13 protein-coding genes are annotated in these 18473 nt (G+C 42.0%); 6 read left to right on the plus strand and 7 right to left on the minus strand.

Annotation, left to right across the window (positions count from 1 at the left end):
* Window position 1 precedes the first annotated feature (1 nt).
* From pheS to lepB, 5 genes are all read right to left on the minus strand, one after another.
* Window positions 2-1045: a phenylalanine--tRNA ligase subunit alpha gene (pheS, locus tag IGI41_RS07685; RefSeq protein WP_430609170.1), complete on the minus strand. Its 1044-nt coding sequence runs from the start codon at window positions 1043-1045 to the stop codon at window positions 2-4.
* Window positions 1046-1401: 356 nt separating this feature from the next.
* The gene (locus tag IGI41_RS07690; protein WP_430609171.1) at window positions 1402-1722 is read right to left on the minus strand and encodes a winged helix-turn-helix transcriptional regulator; all 321 of its coding nucleotides are present in this window, start codon (window positions 1720-1722) and stop codon (window positions 1402-1404) included.
* A 64-nt stretch (window positions 1723-1786) separates the two neighbouring features.
* On the minus strand, window positions 1787-5464 hold the full coding sequence (gene addA / locus IGI41_RS07695) for a helicase-exonuclease AddAB subunit AddA (RefSeq protein ID WP_430609172.1): 3678 nt from the start codon (window positions 5462-5464) through the stop codon (window positions 1787-1789).
* Window positions 5457-9056, minus strand: coding sequence for a PD-(D/E)XK nuclease family protein (locus IGI41_RS07700; protein ID WP_430609173.1), 3600 nt, complete (start codon window positions 9054-9056; stop codon window positions 5457-5459). The genes addA and IGI41_RS07700 overlap by 8 nt, the downstream gene beginning before the upstream one ends.
* Before the next feature lie 82 nt (window positions 9057-9138).
* Window positions 9139-9675 carry a signal peptidase I gene (gene lepB, locus IGI41_RS07705; protein WP_430609174.1) on the minus strand — a complete coding sequence of 179 codons (537 nt, stop codon included), beginning with the start codon at window positions 9673-9675 and terminating at the stop codon, window positions 9139-9141.
* A 220-nt stretch (window positions 9676-9895) separates the two neighbouring features.
* On the opposite strand from lepB, the gene IGI41_RS07710 reads away from it, so the two are divergent.
* Entirely contained in the window at window positions 9896-11347 is a 1452-nt protein-coding gene (locus tag IGI41_RS07710) for an NAD-dependent succinate-semialdehyde dehydrogenase (RefSeq protein ID WP_430609175.1), read from the plus strand.
* Window positions 11348-11477: 130 nt separating this feature from the next.
* Complete coding sequence (locus IGI41_RS07715) at window positions 11478-12074, plus strand: nitroreductase family protein (protein ID WP_430609176.1); 597 nt, start codon at window positions 11478-11480, stop codon at window positions 12072-12074.
* Between the two features lie 97 nt (window positions 12075-12171).
* Here the strand turns inward: IGI41_RS07715 and IGI41_RS07720 are convergent, their stop codons facing one another.
* The gene (locus tag IGI41_RS07720) at window positions 12172-12654 is read right to left on the minus strand and encodes a hypothetical protein (RefSeq protein ID WP_430609177.1); all 483 of its coding nucleotides are present in this window, start codon (window positions 12652-12654) and stop codon (window positions 12172-12174) included.
* Between the two features lie 135 nt (window positions 12655-12789).
* Between IGI41_RS07720 and IGI41_RS07725 the strand changes: the two genes are divergently transcribed.
* Together IGI41_RS07725 and IGI41_RS07730 are read left to right on the plus strand one after the other, a co-directional pair.
* Window positions 12790-13317: an HdeD family acid-resistance protein gene (locus tag IGI41_RS07725; RefSeq protein WP_430609178.1), complete on the plus strand. Its 528-nt coding sequence runs from the start codon at window positions 12790-12792 to the stop codon at window positions 13315-13317.
* 119 nt (window positions 13318-13436) lie between these two features.
* Window positions 13437-13886, plus strand: a complete 450-nt coding sequence (locus IGI41_RS07730; protein WP_430609179.1) for a hypothetical protein — start codon at window positions 13437-13439, stop codon at window positions 13884-13886.
* A gap of 61 nt (window positions 13887-13947) precedes the next feature.
* Here the strand turns inward: IGI41_RS07730 and IGI41_RS07735 are convergent, their stop codons facing one another.
* On the minus strand, window positions 13948-15867 hold the full coding sequence (locus IGI41_RS07735) for a heavy metal translocating P-type ATPase (RefSeq protein WP_430609180.1): 1920 nt from the start codon (window positions 15865-15867) through the stop codon (window positions 13948-13950).
* 179 nt (window positions 15868-16046) lie between these two features.
* On the opposite strand from IGI41_RS07735, the gene rsxC reads away from it, so the two are divergent.
* Complete coding sequence (rsxC, locus tag IGI41_RS07740; protein WP_430609181.1) at window positions 16047-17384, plus strand: electron transport complex subunit RsxC; 1338 nt, start codon at window positions 16047-16049, stop codon at window positions 17382-17384.
* On the plus strand, window positions 17377-18447 hold the full coding sequence (locus IGI41_RS07745) for an RnfABCDGE type electron transport complex subunit D (RefSeq protein WP_430609182.1): 1071 nt from the start codon (window positions 17377-17379) through the stop codon (window positions 18445-18447). The genes rsxC and IGI41_RS07745 overlap by 8 nt, the downstream gene beginning before the upstream one ends.
* The last annotated feature ends 26 nt before the right edge of the window (window positions 18448-18473 follow it).

Genomic DNA, 18473 nt, shown 5'->3' on the forward strand with positions numbered 1-18473 from the left:
TTTATTCCCCCTTGAACTGACTGATAAAACGAAGATCATTTGTATAGAATTGACGGATGTCATTGACACCATAACGTAACATAGCTACGCGATCTGGTCCTAAACCGAAAGCAAAACCAGAATACACGTTGGCATCGATCCCCGACATCTCTAACACATTAGGATGCACCATTCCCGCGCCTAAGATTTCGATCCAACCAGTATGTTTGCAGACATTACAACCTGCACCTCCACATTTGAAACAACTGACATCAACTTCCACAGAAGGTTCTGTAAATGGGAAATAGCTTGGACGTAAGCGAATCTCGCGGTCTTCACCAAACATTTTTTGCATCATAACTTCTAGTGTACCTTTCAAATCACCCATCGTGACATTTTTGTCGATGACCAATCCTTCAATTTGGTGGAACTGATGACTATGGGTTGCATCATCTGTGTCACGGCGAAACACCTTCCCTGGTGAGATCATCCGTAATGGTCCTTTGCTGAAATCATGTGTTTCCATGGTCCGAGCTTGAACAGGTGATGTATGGGTCCGAATCAAAATCTCATCTGAAATATAGAAAGTATCTTGCATATCTCGCGCGGGATGATCTTTTGGCAAGTTCATCCGTTCGAAATTATAATGGTCTTTTTCAACTTCATACCCTTCAACCACTTGATAACCCATTCCAACAAAAATGTCTTCGATTTCTTCCATGATTTGGGTCAATACGTGACGCGTACCTTGAGGCATAGCTTTCCCTGGCAATGTCACATCGATGGCTTCTTCAGCCAGTGCTTTTTCAAGAGCAGCGGCTTCAAGTTTAACTTTTGCTGTCTCCACTGCCTCTGTCAAACGATCGCGAATCTCATTGGCATAGCTACCTACTTTTGGCCGTTCCTCAGCTGATAAATCTTTCATGCCCCGCAATACTTCTGTGATCGGCCCTTTTTTACCTAAGACATCAACTCTGATCTGATTCAGATCTTTGATCGTGGTACTTTCATTGATTTTAAGAAGCGTTGATTCTTGCAAAGCTTCTAACTTCTCTTGTAAAGACATAAGTCTCCTCCTTCTAAATATGAATAGTCTAGATGATTTTGTTTTTTCTTATCAATCGTATTTTGCCTACATCAATTTTTGACAACAAAAAAAGACGTGTCCTCTAAAAGGAACGACGTCTTCGTGTTACCATCCTCATTCGCAGCATCTTGCTGCGCACTCACTTCATTTAACGACAAGAATACTGCCGACTGACGAATCAGTAAGCTCCAGAAGTGAAATTCATTTAACGGATACAGGATTTGCTTGCAGTCTACGACAAATCTCCCTTGACTGATCCAGCTAAATTACTAGCTTCTATCAATGCTTTTTCAACTATTCATTTAATGCTAGTTTACCTAAAAACCAAACATAAATCAACTGCATTCTTCCTCAGTGACCCAATTTTCTGCCCATCGTTTGACACTCATCATACTATTTTCTAATGCGACCCCTCTTGGTGTCAAGCAGTATAGATTGCTTTCTTTGCAGACAATGTCTTCCCGCTCTAATTCTTTCAATCGTTCAACTAAAACACGATCACTGACTTGAGGGATTTTATTGGCTAAGTCAACAAATCTTTGTTTGCCATCTTCAAGAAGGACATCAATGATCAATCCATTCCACTTTTTCCCCAGAATCGAAAAGGCTTTTTCGAATTTGGGACAAAGGGCGTAATCCGTTTCTACTTTTATCATTCTCCATCACCTCTTTTACCTATTATAACATATTGCTTACGAATTGTAAGGAACTCGGCTCGTCTTAATGAAAGGCAAGAACCTTCTGTGCGCTTAATAATACAAGGAATGTCTGGCGAACAGGTTTGTGCAATGCTTTCTCAAGCGCTTGACTATACAATTTCAATTGGCCGTAATACCGTTCCTTCATTTTTTGTATCATGTACTCTTCACTGCCAAACATCTCATCTGTTTTAAAATCATACAAAATGATTTCATCTTGTAATTCAATATAGCCATCAATAATCCCATGGATCAAGAGTTGCGCATCCGGCTCTTCAAATCCTTCGAATATCGTATCCGCTTCTTTTAACATTGAAAAGGGTTGTTCCCGTTTGACCATTTCTGAAAACTGCACGATTTTTTCACCTAGTTCAGTTTGATAAAACCACAAAATACTGTCTCGGTCAATTTGTTTTGCAATTTCTTCAGAAAAAAATCGTTTTTGTACCAATTGATCAATGAGCACTGCTAAAGACGCAAATGTTGGTTGCTCCCCTAATGGGATCATCTGCAACACCGTATGGGTGGCTGTACCAATCGTTGCCGCTGTCGGTTGAAAGGCTTGCATAAATTTGGGCTTTGCCAAAGTATCTTGGACAAATCGGTGTTGCTGCTGCGTTTTTTCGGAGGCACTCTGCCAAGCCAATAATGTGGTTTGACTGTCATCCGGGTCATTGTATACCCGTTTCAATTCTGAAACAGATTGATAGCTAGTTGTCTCAGTTGCTTTGGGATAGGCATATCTATAGGCTAAACGGTTTGTTAAATCGTCGATCGCAACTGATGCTGCCTCTTCAACGTTTGCTTCTTCCCTCACTTCAATAACACTTTCTTGAGACAGTGCTGTTTGATTCCACCAAGTGATCGAGAAATGTGCTGGATGGTGGATCGTTCGTTTTCGATCAACTGCTTCTGGAAAGACGGCTTCCATATCGGGATGACGTATCAATGACCGACCAATCCAATCCATTAAGTTTCCACGGGCAACCAGCCTTAGTGCTGGATCAAGCACAAGCTCTTTTTGGGTCAATCCTGATTGCCAGGTTTTGAAACCGTCTTCTTGATTTTTGTACGAACCCACCAAAAAGAGCTTTTGTTCTGCTCGGGTCAGCGCGACGTACAGTTTGCGCATTTCTTCAGATAGTGCTTTTTTCAGACGTACTTGTTTGATTGCTTGAAAAGGCAGTGTTTCGTACTTGATATTTTCAGCAGCATCGATATATTGGATCCCAGCGCCCAAACCTTCTTCAAAAATGTAACGTTTTTGAAAGTCTTGGTAATTAAAGAATTTTGTTGTATCCAGCAAAAATACAACAGGAAATTCTAACCCTTTACTGGCGTGGACAGTCATGACCCGTACGGCATTTTCGACTGGCGTTGCCAATGGTTCGGCGAGATCCTTGTTCTTTTCCTGCATTTTTTCAACGAAACGGATAAATTGATACAATCCGCGAAAACTGCTCTTTTCATATTTCTCTGCACGATGGACCAATGCCACAAGGTTTGCATATCGTTGCTGCCCAGCAGGCAATCCGACAACATAATCTAAGTAGGCTGTCTCTTCATAAATTTGCCACAATAAATCAGGAATCGATCTGCGGCGTGCATCCTCTCGCCATTGATCTAATGAAGCCAAAAAAGAGCGGACAGTCTGTGCCAGTTTTGTATCTTCCTGCTGATGTTTTTCATGATAGGCCCGAAGTGCATCATAGTACTCCCCAATACGGTCTGCTATGCGGATCTCCGCCAGTTGGTCTTCAGTCATACCGACGATCGGTGAACGTAAAACTGCTACTAGTGGAATATCTTGGTAGGGGTTATCAATGATCTGCAGCAATGAAACCATTGTTTGGATCTCTGTCGCTTGGAAATAGTTTTGGGCATCATTGACTGCCAAAGGCAAACCAAACTTTTTGAAGACGTCTAAAATCACGAGATTGTTCTTTCGCGTAGGGGTCAACAAGACGATGTCATTATAAGTGATTGGTCGATTCTCTTTTGATTTTTTATCATAAATCATAAACTGATTCTCGATCAGTTCCCGAATCTTCAATGCAGTAATGTGCAATTCCCCTTCTGTTTTGTCATCGATTACTTGCTCTGACCCCTCGTGCTCTTTTTCGTAGAGCAGGATTTCTGTCTGATAAGCGTCACTTTCAGGGAAATCAGGGAATCCCGTCACCAAAGCAGCGGCATCATCATAGGGAATTTGGCCAACTCGTTCATCCATTAATTGTTGAAAAACCAAATTCGTAAAATCTAGGACATCAGAACGTGAGCGGAAATTTTCTGCTAACACGATCCGTCGACCACCATTTTCGGTCTCAAAGGCCATATATTTCTCAATAAAGAGCGTTGGATCTGCCAAACGGAATGAATAGATTGATTGTTTGACATCCCCCACCATAAACAGATTACCTGGGTTAGCATCGACCTGCCGCACCCAATACAATAGTGCCTCTTGTAAACGATTGACGTCTTGGTACTCATCTACTAGTACTTCTTGAAACCGATCACGGTAGTAAACTGCTGCTTCGCTTCCATCTCCATCGCCTTGTAAAATCTGTAATGTAAAATGTTCCAAGTCGTTAAAGTCCAAACGGCCAGTTGCCAGTTTGCGTTCTTGGAACGCAGCCATGAACGCAGCCGTCATTTCTGCCATCTTGTCTACGATCGGTGCTGATTTTTTCAACAAATCAATCATTTCATCTGGTGGATACGGAAAATAAGCTTTCAATTGCTCCACCATTTTTTTGGCATCATCCCGTAGTGGTTTGATTTCTTGTGACATTTCTTTTTGTTCTGCTTTGCGATACGTCGGATAACGATCGTAATTCGGTTTTTGGATCTTGTGATAAAAAACCTCCACTTGATCTTCTTGAAGCGCTTCTTGCAACTGAGCAATAAGTGCAAGATCCTGTTGCAAGACTATGGCTGCTTTATCCATTTCCGATGATCGATCAGCCAAGTCTTTGGCTGCCGTCACTAGGGAGTTGGCCGTTTGCAGCGTTTCTTGCAGCATCGGCTTGATGTGTGATCGATACAGCGGTTGATTGGCAAATGACCCATCGACAATGTATTGTTCACTCAATTGCTGCAACCAATTGAGTGGATCTGGATTGGCACGAGCAAAATCATATAAAGACATGATCAGATCTCCGACGCCTTCATCGGAACGATCACTAGCAAAATTTTCCGTTAAACGGAAAAAAGCTTCATCATTGGCTTCATATTGTTGATCTCGGAGCTGTGTCCAAATCTCTTCCTTCATCAATAGTGTTTCCGTCTCGTCCGTCAGCATCCGAAAACTCGGATCCAAATCGATCAGATAATAAAAACGACGAATCACAGTCAAACAAAAAGCATGCAGCGTGGAAATATTGGCACTAGGCAGTAATTGCAACTGACGGACAAAATGTTGCCGTCTTTCTTCATCACTTTCTTGATTGATCGCCTCATGCAAAGCATGCTCGATCCGTTCCTTCATTTCTCTAGCCGCAGCCTCGGTAAATGTCACGATCAGCAGCGCATCGACCGTTGTACCAGCTTTTAATTTTTCGATCACACGACGAACCAAAACGGTCGTTTTCCCAGAACCTGCGGAAGCAGATACCAATAGATTATCCCCTTGATCGAAAATCGCTTGCCACTGGGTATCAGTAAATGTTTCATTTTGTGGTTTTAAAGGGATTTTACTCATGTTCTTCCTCCCTTAGACGTTGAATAATTTCTTCTTTAGATAGATTTTCTAATCTATGATAATCATTTTCTTTCAATAAAACATCAAACTCGCAAATACTCCGGAAAGGACAAAATTCACAGGCGCGTTTTTTATCCTTGATTTTATAGGAAGGGTTCAGCGCAATATCACCGCTTAGAAGTTTCTCAGCGCTTTGTTGCATGTTTTTCCGATTATGCCCCCGCAACAAATCTAGTTCTTCTTCTGTATAAAACTTATTTTTGGCTTGGGCTGTCTTTTGATACAGATCATTTTTGTCTTTACGAATCGGAAATATCAATGAATTCTTGCTGGTATCCACTTCTTGATCTAATAAAGGGAAAACCTTTGGCTCATCGATGAATAGGCCATCATATTTGAACCGCTTCAGACGTTCATCCTCACTGGCCTCTTGCCCATCCAATAATGGATCATGGACATGCAGATAATAAGCACCTGCCGGATGAACATTCGGTGAACCCACCAATTGCACAGCATCTGTCAAAGCGACATCTAAATAAGTGATCAGCTGCATCGCCAATCCATAATAGGCTTCTGACAAATCAAAATCGCGGCTGCTGGATTTATAATCGACAACAGACAGCCATTGTTCTTCTTCACTTTTGGCCGTATCGACACGATCGATTTTGCCTCGAACATGCAGTTTTCCACCAGAGCTTAATGGCAATTCAATGCCGTTGATCCCATTAGAACCGGCTATCTGTCCAAATAACACTTCTGTTTTTTCTGGTGAAAAGTGCATTTTTTGGCCCTGTCGCATCAAGGCCCATGCCACCCGTTGGATAGTTTTTCCTAATTGATACCGTATAAAGTTCATTCGAGCAGAACTAGTCAATAAGCGATAGCGGCTTTCGCCAAATATTTCTGCTAAAACAGCTTCCACAAACTGGTTTTTTTGGTCAACTGTCAATTGAGTCAATGTGATGTTTTCAGTGATCAATACTTTGACAAAACGATCCAATGCATCATGGAAAAACTCTCCGGTCATTGCTGGACTCAGACCATAAATATCACGTTCCTTCAAGCGCAAGCCGTAACTGACAAAATATTTGTATTCACATTGGTAAAAGGTTTCCATCTGAGATATCGAACTGTAAATCGACGGACCATAGAGTGCTGCTGCTTGTTCTTGTGACAAAGGCACAGGAATATTTTGATGGGTTTGACTTTCAAAAACTTTATGGGCCAAATCACGCCACTGTGTAGTCAATAATTGTTGCTTTAAGGTTTGCCAAATAGGTGGCAAATGCGCATTATTTTTTCTGGCTTGTTGACTCAGATTATTGATTTGATAAATCAAACTACGATACGTACCGACATAGTAAGTTGGCGGACTAGTCAAGGACAAGAAACCACGATCAACAAAGCGGGTCGTCGTCCGTTGTACAATACGATCTAGATAAGGTGATCGCTTGATGTTTTGCTGCGTATCAAAATTACAGGCATAGGATAAGTACAAATGCTCCGTTGCCGACAGTAAAATGCCATAAAACAGAAACGGTTCTTTGACACTGCTTTCGATGATCGTATCCCGCAAGTATTTTTCACCGGCAAAATGTCGATTGAATTGTTGACGCTCTTCATTGGTCAACAACGTATGATTCTCGATTTTTCTAGGCAAGACCCCTTCGTTCAATCCGACAGCAAAAGTGATTTTGGCTTGACGTGGGCGGGCAAGGTCATAGCGGTTGATGTTGACTTGGTCAATAGCGGTTGGGATTTTGCCGAAAGTGACTGTTTCTAATCCAGTCATGACAATATCTTCAAACAAATCAAAATCGAAGTTATCTTCGCCATATACTTCAATATATTCATCAAAAAGATCCATCAATGCTTGCCATGCCTGTTCATGGTTACGGGCTTGATCTAATTTCCCTTGCTCTATCGCTTGGTCACACCAATGGCGCAACTGGGCTTCCACACCGGATTGAATCAAAAATAAATAAACCATTTGCACAGCTTCTCGGTTGGTTTTGACTAGCGACAGTTCCTGTAAAGTATTGGCGATATCTACGCGGAATGCTCTTCGCAATTGGTTGGTGGCTTCCGTCAGTTCTGAGATAGCAGTCTGTTCTTGGGCATCAATCGAATACGCCGCTAGCGTCCAATCTGCTTCCTTCGTCCAAACTGCACCCTGAAAATCATGGGCCAACGCTTGATTTTCCGTGATATCGGTCAATTGACGAAACTGATCTCTGGCTGCTTGCCAATCGGTTTCCTCTTGAAAGATTTGAGGCAGATACAACTCGGTACGCAACAGCCGAAAAACATCTCGTAGTCGGTATCCATATTGTCTGCAAGCAAAAAACGCATGTAAAAATTCAACCAAAGGGTGCTGTGCCATCATTTGTTCTTCATCAATATAGTAAGGAATCTCATACTCGCTAAAAATCTTTGGGATATATTGATGATAAATATCCGGATCTGCTACCAGTAACTGGATGTCCCGATAACGTAAAGGGGAATGGTTGGACGTTTCGCTCATCAATCGACGGATCTCTGTCGCAATTTGTCGGACTTCTTCCTCCGGATTTCCCACCTTCCATAATGAAAGATGTGGATCAAGTGCAGCCTTTTGCTGATAATGACCTTGGGATTGGGTTTTCCGCCAAAATGATTCGATTTCAAGAAAAGCTTCTGTTTGGGCAGAATCGCTTTCCATCGGCGGCAATTTATGGTCAAGATATAGCATGACACCATTATCTTTGGCAAATTGGACAAACTGGTAGTAACTGCGACCAGCCTCATAAAACAAATCTAAAGGTGAAGGCAATTCATTTGTATAGGAACGGTCTAAGAACAGATCGATCGCCACGTGTCCTTTTTTCATCAAAACATTGATCAATTGTTGTTCTTGCGTGGAAAAACTGGAAAATCCACTGATCACATACAATGTTTTTGATAGATCAGGTCTTTCTTGACTGAAGTTTTCCAGCGGTGTTGTTGCCCCTTGCTTTGAAACCACACCCGAATCACCTGCTAAGTACCGCGTCAACAAGGTGATTGGCTGATCTACTTGAACCGCGCGTGCCAACAATTCTGCTTCAAATCGCTGAAAAATAGCGGCCAGTTCCGTGAACTTGCGGTTGGCATCCGTATTATCCAGAATCTCCCCACCTGCCAATAGATCGGTCACACTGAGTTGGCTCGTATGCATTTCTTGATAAAAAGCCAACAATTGTTGAACAAACCCGCTCTTGTTGATTTCTCCTCGATATAAGATCAACTCTTCTTCCATATCTAATAGCAGCTTGCGCATGATCATTGTTGCGCCATTTTCTGAAAGAGCACCCTGTGACAACAAGCCAGTTTGCTGCAAATAGTACCAAGCCAAGCGATGAAAACTATAAACTTGCGCCCGAATCGAAGCAAAATCACCCGATTGAGCTGCCTTTAAGCCTTGCAAAATTTCTCTTTCTCGTTCGAATTTGTTATAGTTGGGCACCACAAAAAAAACTTCTTGCTGTGCTTCTTGCAGCCATTCTTTAGCTACAGTAAGCATCCCTTGTTCATGATCACTGCGACCATCGCCGATGATAAATCGTAAACTCATAATTGGCTCCTTTCATGAATGACCGTCCTCTTTTTACGTGTTTTTGTGTACGCCCACGAAATGACGATATCTGTCTATATGATCAATTTTCTAAACGGCCGAAATCAGCCAACGGCCAAAACACAAATGCCACATCACCTAAGACAGCTGATGCATCGATCAACCCCAATTGCCGACTATCTTTTGAGATGCGTCGATTGTCCCCCAAGACCAAAAGCTTTCCTTCTGGCACTTGTGTCTCACCGAATAATGACATATCAAAATCATCGGTCAGGGGAAATCCATCATTCAAGTTGGCTTTATACGCGTCTAAGTACGGTTCATCATAAGCTACTCCATTGATATATAATTGATCATTTTGATAGACAACCTGATCGCCAGGCAACCCTATGACCCGTTTGATATAATTTTTGCTGGTATCATCAGGGGCAATAAAGGTAATAATATCAAATCGCTCGATTTCCGTTTGCTTCAATGCTATCACCCGTTCGCCATCATGCAGCGTCGGATCCATTGAATCTCCTTTGACGATCACAGGCGTAAAAACGTACTGTCGGAGTAAAAAAAGAAAAATTGCGAAAATCGCAATAAATCCAATTGTTTTAAGAAATTCTTTCATGTCATTTTCGCATCCTTAACTGCTGAGTGATTTTATTTTCCGATTATAAATCGAACAAACATTCTTATTTTTATTTTACCATAAAACATAACAAAGGTAAGTCAATGGAAAATTTTCTTTAAAAAAAATTGAGGTCACTACCTCTTTGCATATAAATTGTCAGATGAACAAATCCATGCTACGGTTTAAATAGAGTATAAATTTGAAAGGAAGTGCCAATGTGAACAGACAATTACCAGAAGTACCGACAAAATTATTGATTGATGGCAAATGGGTCGATGGCAGTCAAGAAGCGGTGGCAGTAATCGATCCTGCAACGAACGAGGAACTGGTCAAAGTCAGTCAAGGAAGCACACAAGAAACCAAAGACGCCATTGCAGCGGCAGCGAAAGCTTTCACTAGTTGGTCTAGACTGTCGCCGAAAGAACGAGCGGATCATATGAATAACATTGCCGATTTAATGGCAGAGGAAACTGATCGCTTGGCGCTGATCATGAGTTTAGAACAAGGCAAACCCCTCAAAGAAGCCGCAGCTGAGATTCAATCGAATATCGACAATTTCCGTTGGAATGCCTCCGAAGCACAGCGCGTTTACGGTGAAGTGATTCCAGCGCCTGAAGAAAACCATTGGTTGGTTCGCAAAGAAGCAATCGGTGTCGTCGGTGCGATCACCCCTTGGAACTTCCCTTCCAATATGATAGCGCGAAAAATCGCACCGGCAATTGCTGTCGGATGTACCTTGGTAATGAAACCGTCGAAAGAAACCCCACTTTCAGCACTGGCCTTAGGCGATATTTTTCAACGAGCTGGTTTACCCGCTGGTGTCGTAAATATTCTGTTGGGTTCTTCTTCTGATATCGGAAAAGAATTGACGGAAAATGAAACAGTCAAAAAAATCACCTTTACCGGCTCAACTAAAGTAGGCATGAAACTCTACGAGCAAGCTGCCCCTACCTTAAAGAAAGTCTCACTTGAGCTAGGCGGACACGCACCATTCATCGTCTTTAGCGACGCGGATCTTACATTAGCAGTCGAGAAACTGATTGCTGCAAAATTTAGAAACAACGGACAAGTGTGTACTTCTCCAAATCGAATCTTTGTTGAGGAATCGATCAAGGAAGAATTCACTGAACGTTTGCTTGAAAAAATGCCAGATGTTACTGTAGGTTTAGGCACTGATGATCCAACAGTTGGCCCTTTGATCAACCAAGCCGGCGTGGATAAAGTGGTCGAACAACTAGCTGATGCCACAGATAAAGGTGCCAAGATCTTATATGGTGGACACAAGTTGACGGAAGATTTTTATCAAAAAGGAAATTTCTTTGAACCTACTGTCATTGATGGCGTCACACCAGATATGAATATGTATTATGAAGAAACCTTTGGACCGGTGATTCCATTGATTTCTTTTAAGGATCGTGAAGCAGTTGTTGAAGCGGCCAATGACACCGTGTTTGGTCTTGCTTCTTATTTCTTCTCAACCAATCTGCAAACCATATCCAATACCGCCCAAAAACTGCAATACGGAATGGTGGGTGTCAATGATATTGCCATTTCCAATCCAGCAGCGCCATTCGGTGGTGTAAAGCATTCTGGTTTTGGTCGCGAAAATGGTAAATATGGTCCAGAAGAATATGTGACCGTCAAATTTATCGCAATCGATGCCCAATAAAGCCCCAATAAAGCGAAGGACCATCAAAAGCTCAGCGTCATGCTGGGCTTTTTTTCGGTAAAGCACTTTTGTTTACTAACATTAAGTAAGCATGTATACTGAAAGCATATTATAAAAAGGTGGTTACAAAATGACAACATTCTTAGACACAATCAAAAAACGCCGTTCGATCTACGGACTAGGCAAAAACGTGACACTTTCTGAATCTGAAATTGAAGCAATCATCAAAGAAGCAGTCAAAAACAGTCCGACTGCATTTAATGCACAATCTCCTCGTGCTGTCATCTTATTCGGTGAAGCCCATGAAAAACTATGGTCATTGACTGAAGCGGCTTTAAAACCCTTAACACCTCCCGAAGCATTTGAAGCAACCAAACAAAAATTAGCTGGTTTCAAAGCTGGTTTTGGGACCGTATTGTTCTTCATCCATATCGATACAGTCAAAAACTTGCAAGACCAATTTGCACTATATGCCGATAACTTCCCTGTCTGGGCGGAACAATCGAATGGTATTGCCCAATCAAATACTTGGGTTGCATTGGAAGAAGCTGGGCTTGGGGCCAACTTACAGCATTACAATCCAGTCATCGACGAAGCAGTGGCGAAGGAATGGTCGATTCCTGAAAATTGGCAATTACGTGCCCAATTGGTCTTCGGGTCTAAAGAAAGCGAAGCCAATGAAAAAGAATTCCTAAATGACGATGAACGATTCTTAGTCATTAAATAAATAGATAGTTGCGTGTTTGATCCATACAAGTAAAAAACACGGTCCATCATTGGCCGTGTTTTTTGTTTGCCCGCTAAAAGACAGTCTTGTTTTCTGCTTATTCATCTTGATCGACTAAGATATCGATCGGTGTGCCTTCTTTCAAATGCTCACTCAAAAATACCACGATCTCTGCCATGGGTTGCTTGAATTTCAGCAAAGGGCCTCGGATTCCCCGTCGGAAATAATTCATTTTGATCGGTTCTCCTTCTTTTTCCTGAAACAATACGATTCGATCAATTTCTTGATAGGAAACCCCTTTGATATTCATAGGGTGAATGATGATACGATCAATCGCCAATCCCCTGCTATCTAAAGCGAAGCTTAGAAAAATAAAACCGGATATAACCCCGCGCACGCGATTATCTAAGGTATCATCGATCCAAACCATTGCTAGAATGATCAACAACGCAAAACAAATGAGCATAATCTTGCTCAATTGACGTTCTTTAGCGACGATGACGATCTCTCGACGAAGGATAAACAAAAAAAGAAAAAGCACGACCGTAAATAGACCCATCAATACTGTTAAACCTGTCATAAGATTCTCCGTTTCGCTTTTTTCTTATTTTAGCAAAGATTCAAGAGGGATAAAAGGAATAAATCGTGCGCTATATCTTATAGTATCCATTTTATCAATAATTCGTTACAATATAGAAAAAAGGAGGAAACCCACATGAATGCATTTTTTGACAAAATACAACGTTATGATTTGGCTAGAGCGATCGTTTATATCGTATTTGGCTTGATTATTCTCATTGCGCCTCGTACCGTCTTCAATACGATCGTCTATTTAGTTGCCGGTTATATCGCTTGTTTGGGCATCATCAGTTTATACACGAATTATAAAGATCAGAAAAAAGGCTATCGCAACGTTCAATTCGTCTCTGGTATTTTGCTATTGATTGCTGCAGCTGCAATTTTGGTTTTTGCTAGAGGCTTGCTATCGATCGTGCCATTTTTTCTGGGTATCTTGATTACTATCAGCGGCTGTACACGTTTAATGGCCACGTTTAATCAAAAACGAAGTGGCTCACCCTACTTGATTGGATTGATCATCAGTTTTGCGATCATTGCTGCCGGTATCATTCTGGTCTTCAATCCATTTGCAACTTGGCTCTTGTTCTTTCAAATATTTGGCGGCATTCTTTTGTTTATCGGCTTTTCCGATGCGTTCAGCTATTTTCAACGTAAAAAAGCCTAAAATGAGAATGTTCTAAAAATTAAAGTTTTCTGACACCTTCATGTAGACTTTTGCTGCTGTACCTTTTAAAATAAGGTAAAGTATCAGACCAAAAGTAATTCTACCGTAGGAGGTGCGACATGCAAAAAATCAATCAAGAAACTAAACACCCTAATGACGTACCAGTGATCTTTTTGACAGATCCCACAGGTAAAGTTGTACGGAAAATTTCGATCAACGAATGGCGCTCTTTGCGGGCCGATACAGATCCAGATCAGATCGAAGAGTTGGATATCAAATTATACCGCGAAGCGATTAGCTTCTACTTACAAGAAGATTATCCCAAGGCCAAAGATTTGCTTCATTTTTTGATCAATAAAACTGATTATACCCATTATGAATATGTGGAACGTTTGGCGACGATCTATCGTTTAGAACATGAACCCGCCAAAGAAAAAGCTTTACTATCAAAGGCTTTTCACGCAATCAAACTACTAGAATCTTCTGAAGGCATTCTCCGTCGGATCGAAAAACGTTTGGCAAAAATCGATGCCTTTATGCTTCCAACTGACACACAATTCAGTCACTGATCAGATAGTTAAGCGCCGCTGCAAGATGCCTCTTTGTGAGGAACTTTGCAGCGGCGCTTCTTTATTCTGGTAATTTTCTTAACAAACGCAGGCCATTCATTAAAACCAAAAGCGTACTCCCTTCATGAGCAATGACCCCTAAACCGATATTCATTTTTCCAATAAGATTCAAAACCACTAATATGGCGACGATCAGCATTGAGAAACAAATATTTTGCCAAATCACTTTATCTGTCTTTTTGGCAATCCGATAAGCATAATCGACGCGGGTCAAATCATTTTTCATGATCACTGCATCGGCTACATCAATAGCGGCATCTGATCCTTCCCCCATCGCAAAGCCAATGTCTGCTTGGACTAGCGCAGGGGCATCATTGATTCCATCTCCCACCATTGCTGTTAGGCCATAATCTTTTTGTAGTGACTGAACGATTTGTGCTTTGTTGGCCGGCATGACATTGGCAATGGTTTGATCGACTTGCAGCAATGCACCAATGTTCTCTCCTGCCGCTTGTCTGTCTCCGGTTATCATCACTGTTTGGATACCTTGCTGCTTCATTCTTTCGATGATCGCTGCTGCTTGGGGATTGGGTTGATCCATCAATCCAATCACCGCTTCAACCGAATTGTTGATTGAAAATAAAACGATCGTTTTGCCTTCGGCTTCCATTTGCTTGATTGCTGTCTTTAATGGAACAGCAATCAGCAGGTCTTCACTCAGTTTGCCTAATCGATAGTGTTGTTCTGCTTTTTTTGCTACCAATCCAATTCCCGCTTGATTGGTAACTTTCAATGTTTGCTGCGACAACTCTTTCCTATCGAAGTGAGCGATCATTGCTTCAGCCAAAGGATGATTTGCTTGTTTTTCCATAGCTGTGATCACAGCATCAATAGCTGCTTGATCCGCTTGGTCGCCATAGACCACATCCGTTACTATCGGTTTGCCTTCTGTCAAAGTTCCGGTTTTGTCGAAAGCAATGGCCTTGATTTTAGCAAAATGAGTCAAAAAGGTACTGCCTTTAAATAAAATGCCGCGTTTAGCTAAATTAGACAAAGCTGAAAGACTGACCGGAACTGCACTAGCAGCCAATGCACAAGGTGACGCGGCGATCATCATGACCATGCCTCGGTAAAAACTTGTTGACCAATCCCAGCCAAGCAAGAAAGGTGCACTCACAATAAACAGTGGGACCAATAGAAATACTGTTTTGACATAAATTGGCTCGATTTTTTTGATTGTTGTTTCTGTTGGTGATTGATTTGCCTGTGCTTCAGTGGCCAGCATGATGATTTTGGCAAAGACTGAATCTGCACTGTCTTTGGTCACTTCCATCGTGAAGTTTCCAGAACCATTCAGGGTACTGCCAAACACTTCCTCTCCAACTGACTTTTCTCGTGGAATGCTTTCGCCATTGATCGATGATTCATTGATATCACTTGATCCTGAAATGATCACACCGTCGGCCGCAACTTGATCACCTGGTAAGACTTGGAGATGATCGCCCTTTTTGACTTGATCAGCAGCAATTTTCTTGATAGTTCCCGTTGCATCGATCAAGCGAGCTTCTGTCGGATTGATTTTTAGGAGATTGGTGATTTCACGACGGCTTTGTCCTTCTGCATATTCTTCTAAAAAGTGTGCACCCGCAAAAATCAAAATCAGTAATGCCCCTTCATTATAGTGGCCAATGAGGACCGAGCCAATCATGGCAGCAGTCATCAGCAGGTGCACATTGGGTGTGAACCGATGATTGATTTTTGTTTGTGTGAAAGTATCTGTGATTCCTTCTCCAATCACATGATACCCTGCCAAGATGATCGTTGCTAAGTACATGATTGTTTTCATATTTTCATAAGGGACAAAAATTGCTGTGATAAAGCACAAAACGCCGATGATAAATCCGATATCCGATAAATGACCATGCGCGTGGCGGTGATTATTGCCATGAGAATGATCTTGTTGACACGTATGTTCTGCCATTAGAAACCCTCCATTCTTCACATGAACATATGAACATGTTTACATATATAATTATATATGAACGCACACTCATATGTCAAACGAAAAAATCATTATATTTTTGCTTTGTAAGGGTTTTGATTTTTGCGTCAGTCCTAGACATGCTACACTTATAGATAGAAAAGAAAGGAGTGTTTTGTATGCGGACATTTACTGGCGGAATCTCTCTTAGCCCTCCCCTGAAAATGTTGAAAGAGAAATTGATGATCGAACAAGATGATGTGTTGACTTTCTCACCAGCTATGGTTTTTATTCCTTTATCTCAACATATTGGTGCACCTGTAGAACCAATCGTAAATATTGGGGATTATGTCAAACAAGGACAAGTCATAGCTGAAGCAGATGCCTTTGTTTCCGCCAAAATCCATGCCTCAGTTTCTGGCAAGATCGTTGATATCGTTGATTGGCCAGATCAAAATAATGGAGAAGGACGAACGATCATCATTGAAAATGACTTTAAATTTACCAATGATTTTTTGCCCAATGCTTTTGATTGGTCAAATGCAACAAACAAGGACATTTTAGCTAAAATTCAAGCAGGAGGAATTGCTGGAAAAGGCGGTGCGACTTTCCCGACCCACGTCAAGTTTAGTGTAGATGAGCCAGAGGCCATCCATACGCTGATCCTAAACGGCTCAGAATGCGAACCTTTCCTGCGCAGTGATGCTTTTTTGATGGAAAAAGAAGCCCAGCAAATCATCACAGGCGCCAAAATTGCCCAAAAATTATTGGCCGATCCTAAGATTCTGATCGGCATCGAAGATGATAAGCCTCTAGCAATCGAAGCGATGATTGCTGCGAGTGCAAACGATGACACCATCGAAGTCGTTACTGTCCCAACTGTTTATCCAACCGGTGGTGAAAAGCAGTTAGTAGAGTTATTGACCGATCAAGAAGTTCCCCTTGGCGGTTTAACTGCCGATATTGGTATTGTTTTGATCAACGTTGCCACCAGTTTTGCACTAGCCGATGCTGTTTGTTTTAATAAACCCTTGATAGAACGCTACACGACTGTCACAGGGGATGTTCAGAAACCTTGTATCGTCAAAAACCCATTGGGTACTTTGGCCGGAGAATTGATTGATTTTGCGGGTGGATTCCAAGGTGCACCTAGCAAATTGATCCTCGGCGGGCCGATGATGGGAAAAGCCGTTCATACCTTGAAAGTCCCCGTCACCAAGGGCAGTAACGGGGTCATCATTTTCAATGAAGAAACTGATTGGCTCTACAAAGAGAACCCTTGTATTCGTTGCAATAAATGCGTCGAAGCTTGTCCAATGCGCTTGATGCCGATGGAAATCGACCAATTTTACCGCGCAGGTGATTACCAAAAATGCGAAGAGCTTCTGGCGGAAGCGTGTATCAATTGTGGTGCTTGCACCTTTGTTTGTCCGGCAAAACGTTCTTTGGCAGCCAATATCACGGCAGCCAAAAGCAAAGTCGCACAGCTGCAAGAGGAGGCGAAAGAAAGTGCCTGATTATTATCAAGATTCAGCCAGCGAAAAAATATTTCAACAACGTAAAAATCAAGACGTACCCCCTAGTCCGCATATTCGAGACAATGACGAAACTGTCAAAATCATGGGTGCAGTGGCATTAGCCTTATTGCCAGCAGTTTTATTCTCTGGCTATCTTTTTGGCTTTAAAGTCTACGGCTTATTCTTGATTGGCATCGCCACTGCTTTTGCTGCCGACATTGGTTGGTCATTCTTGGTCAAACGGCCTATTCGCTTCGATTTGAGTATTGTCGTTACTGCCTTATTACTGACCATGAATCTTCCACCTTCCGCCCCTTGGTATTTTCCAGTGATCGGTGTCGCCTTTTCCGTGATCATCGTCAAAGAATTCTTTGGTGGCATCGGCTACAATTTCCTTAATCCGGCGTTGGGCGGTCGTGCATTATTGATTGGGCTGTTTTACAACCAGATGTTTCTGATTAGCTGGCCTGATCCACCTTTTGGCAGTATCGGTCCTGAGGTGGTTTCCCAAGCAACTGCCAACGATGTGGTATCTGGTGCTACCCCACTTGCTGTGATGAAAGCTGGCGATACATTGTCCAACCAAGAACTATGGGATGCATTCTTCGGTTTTACCGGTGGGCGGGTTGGTGAAACAAGCGCGTTTTTATTATTGCTAGGCGGTATTTTTTTAGTATGGCGCAAAATCATATCCCCCCGCATTCCTTTGATCATTTTTGCAACGATAGGTATTTTTGCCTTTATTTTAGGACCTGACGGTTTATTCACAGGTACTTGGCAACACGTGATTGGCCACATCATCAGCGGCGGTGCCATGTTAGGCGCCATTTATATGGCTACAGACTATTCCTCTACTCCAGGTACAAAAGCCGGTGAAAATTTGTTTGCTTTAGGTGTCGGCTTACTCGTCGTCCTCTTCCGCTTTTATGGCTTCACCAATGAAGGAATGAGTTATGCCATTTTGATCATGAACTGCTTCACACCATTGATTGATCGCTTCTTGCGTTTAAGGATCCTTGGTGAAGGAAAGCCAACACCATTCAATCTTAAAATCATGCGCTGATTTATTTTTCTTTCAAAGGAGGAAAT

It is taken from the genome of Enterococcus sp. DIV0876, from assembly GCF_050529585.1.
Taxonomy (GTDB): Bacteria; Bacillota; Bacilli; order Lactobacillales; family Enterococcaceae; genus Enterococcus_D.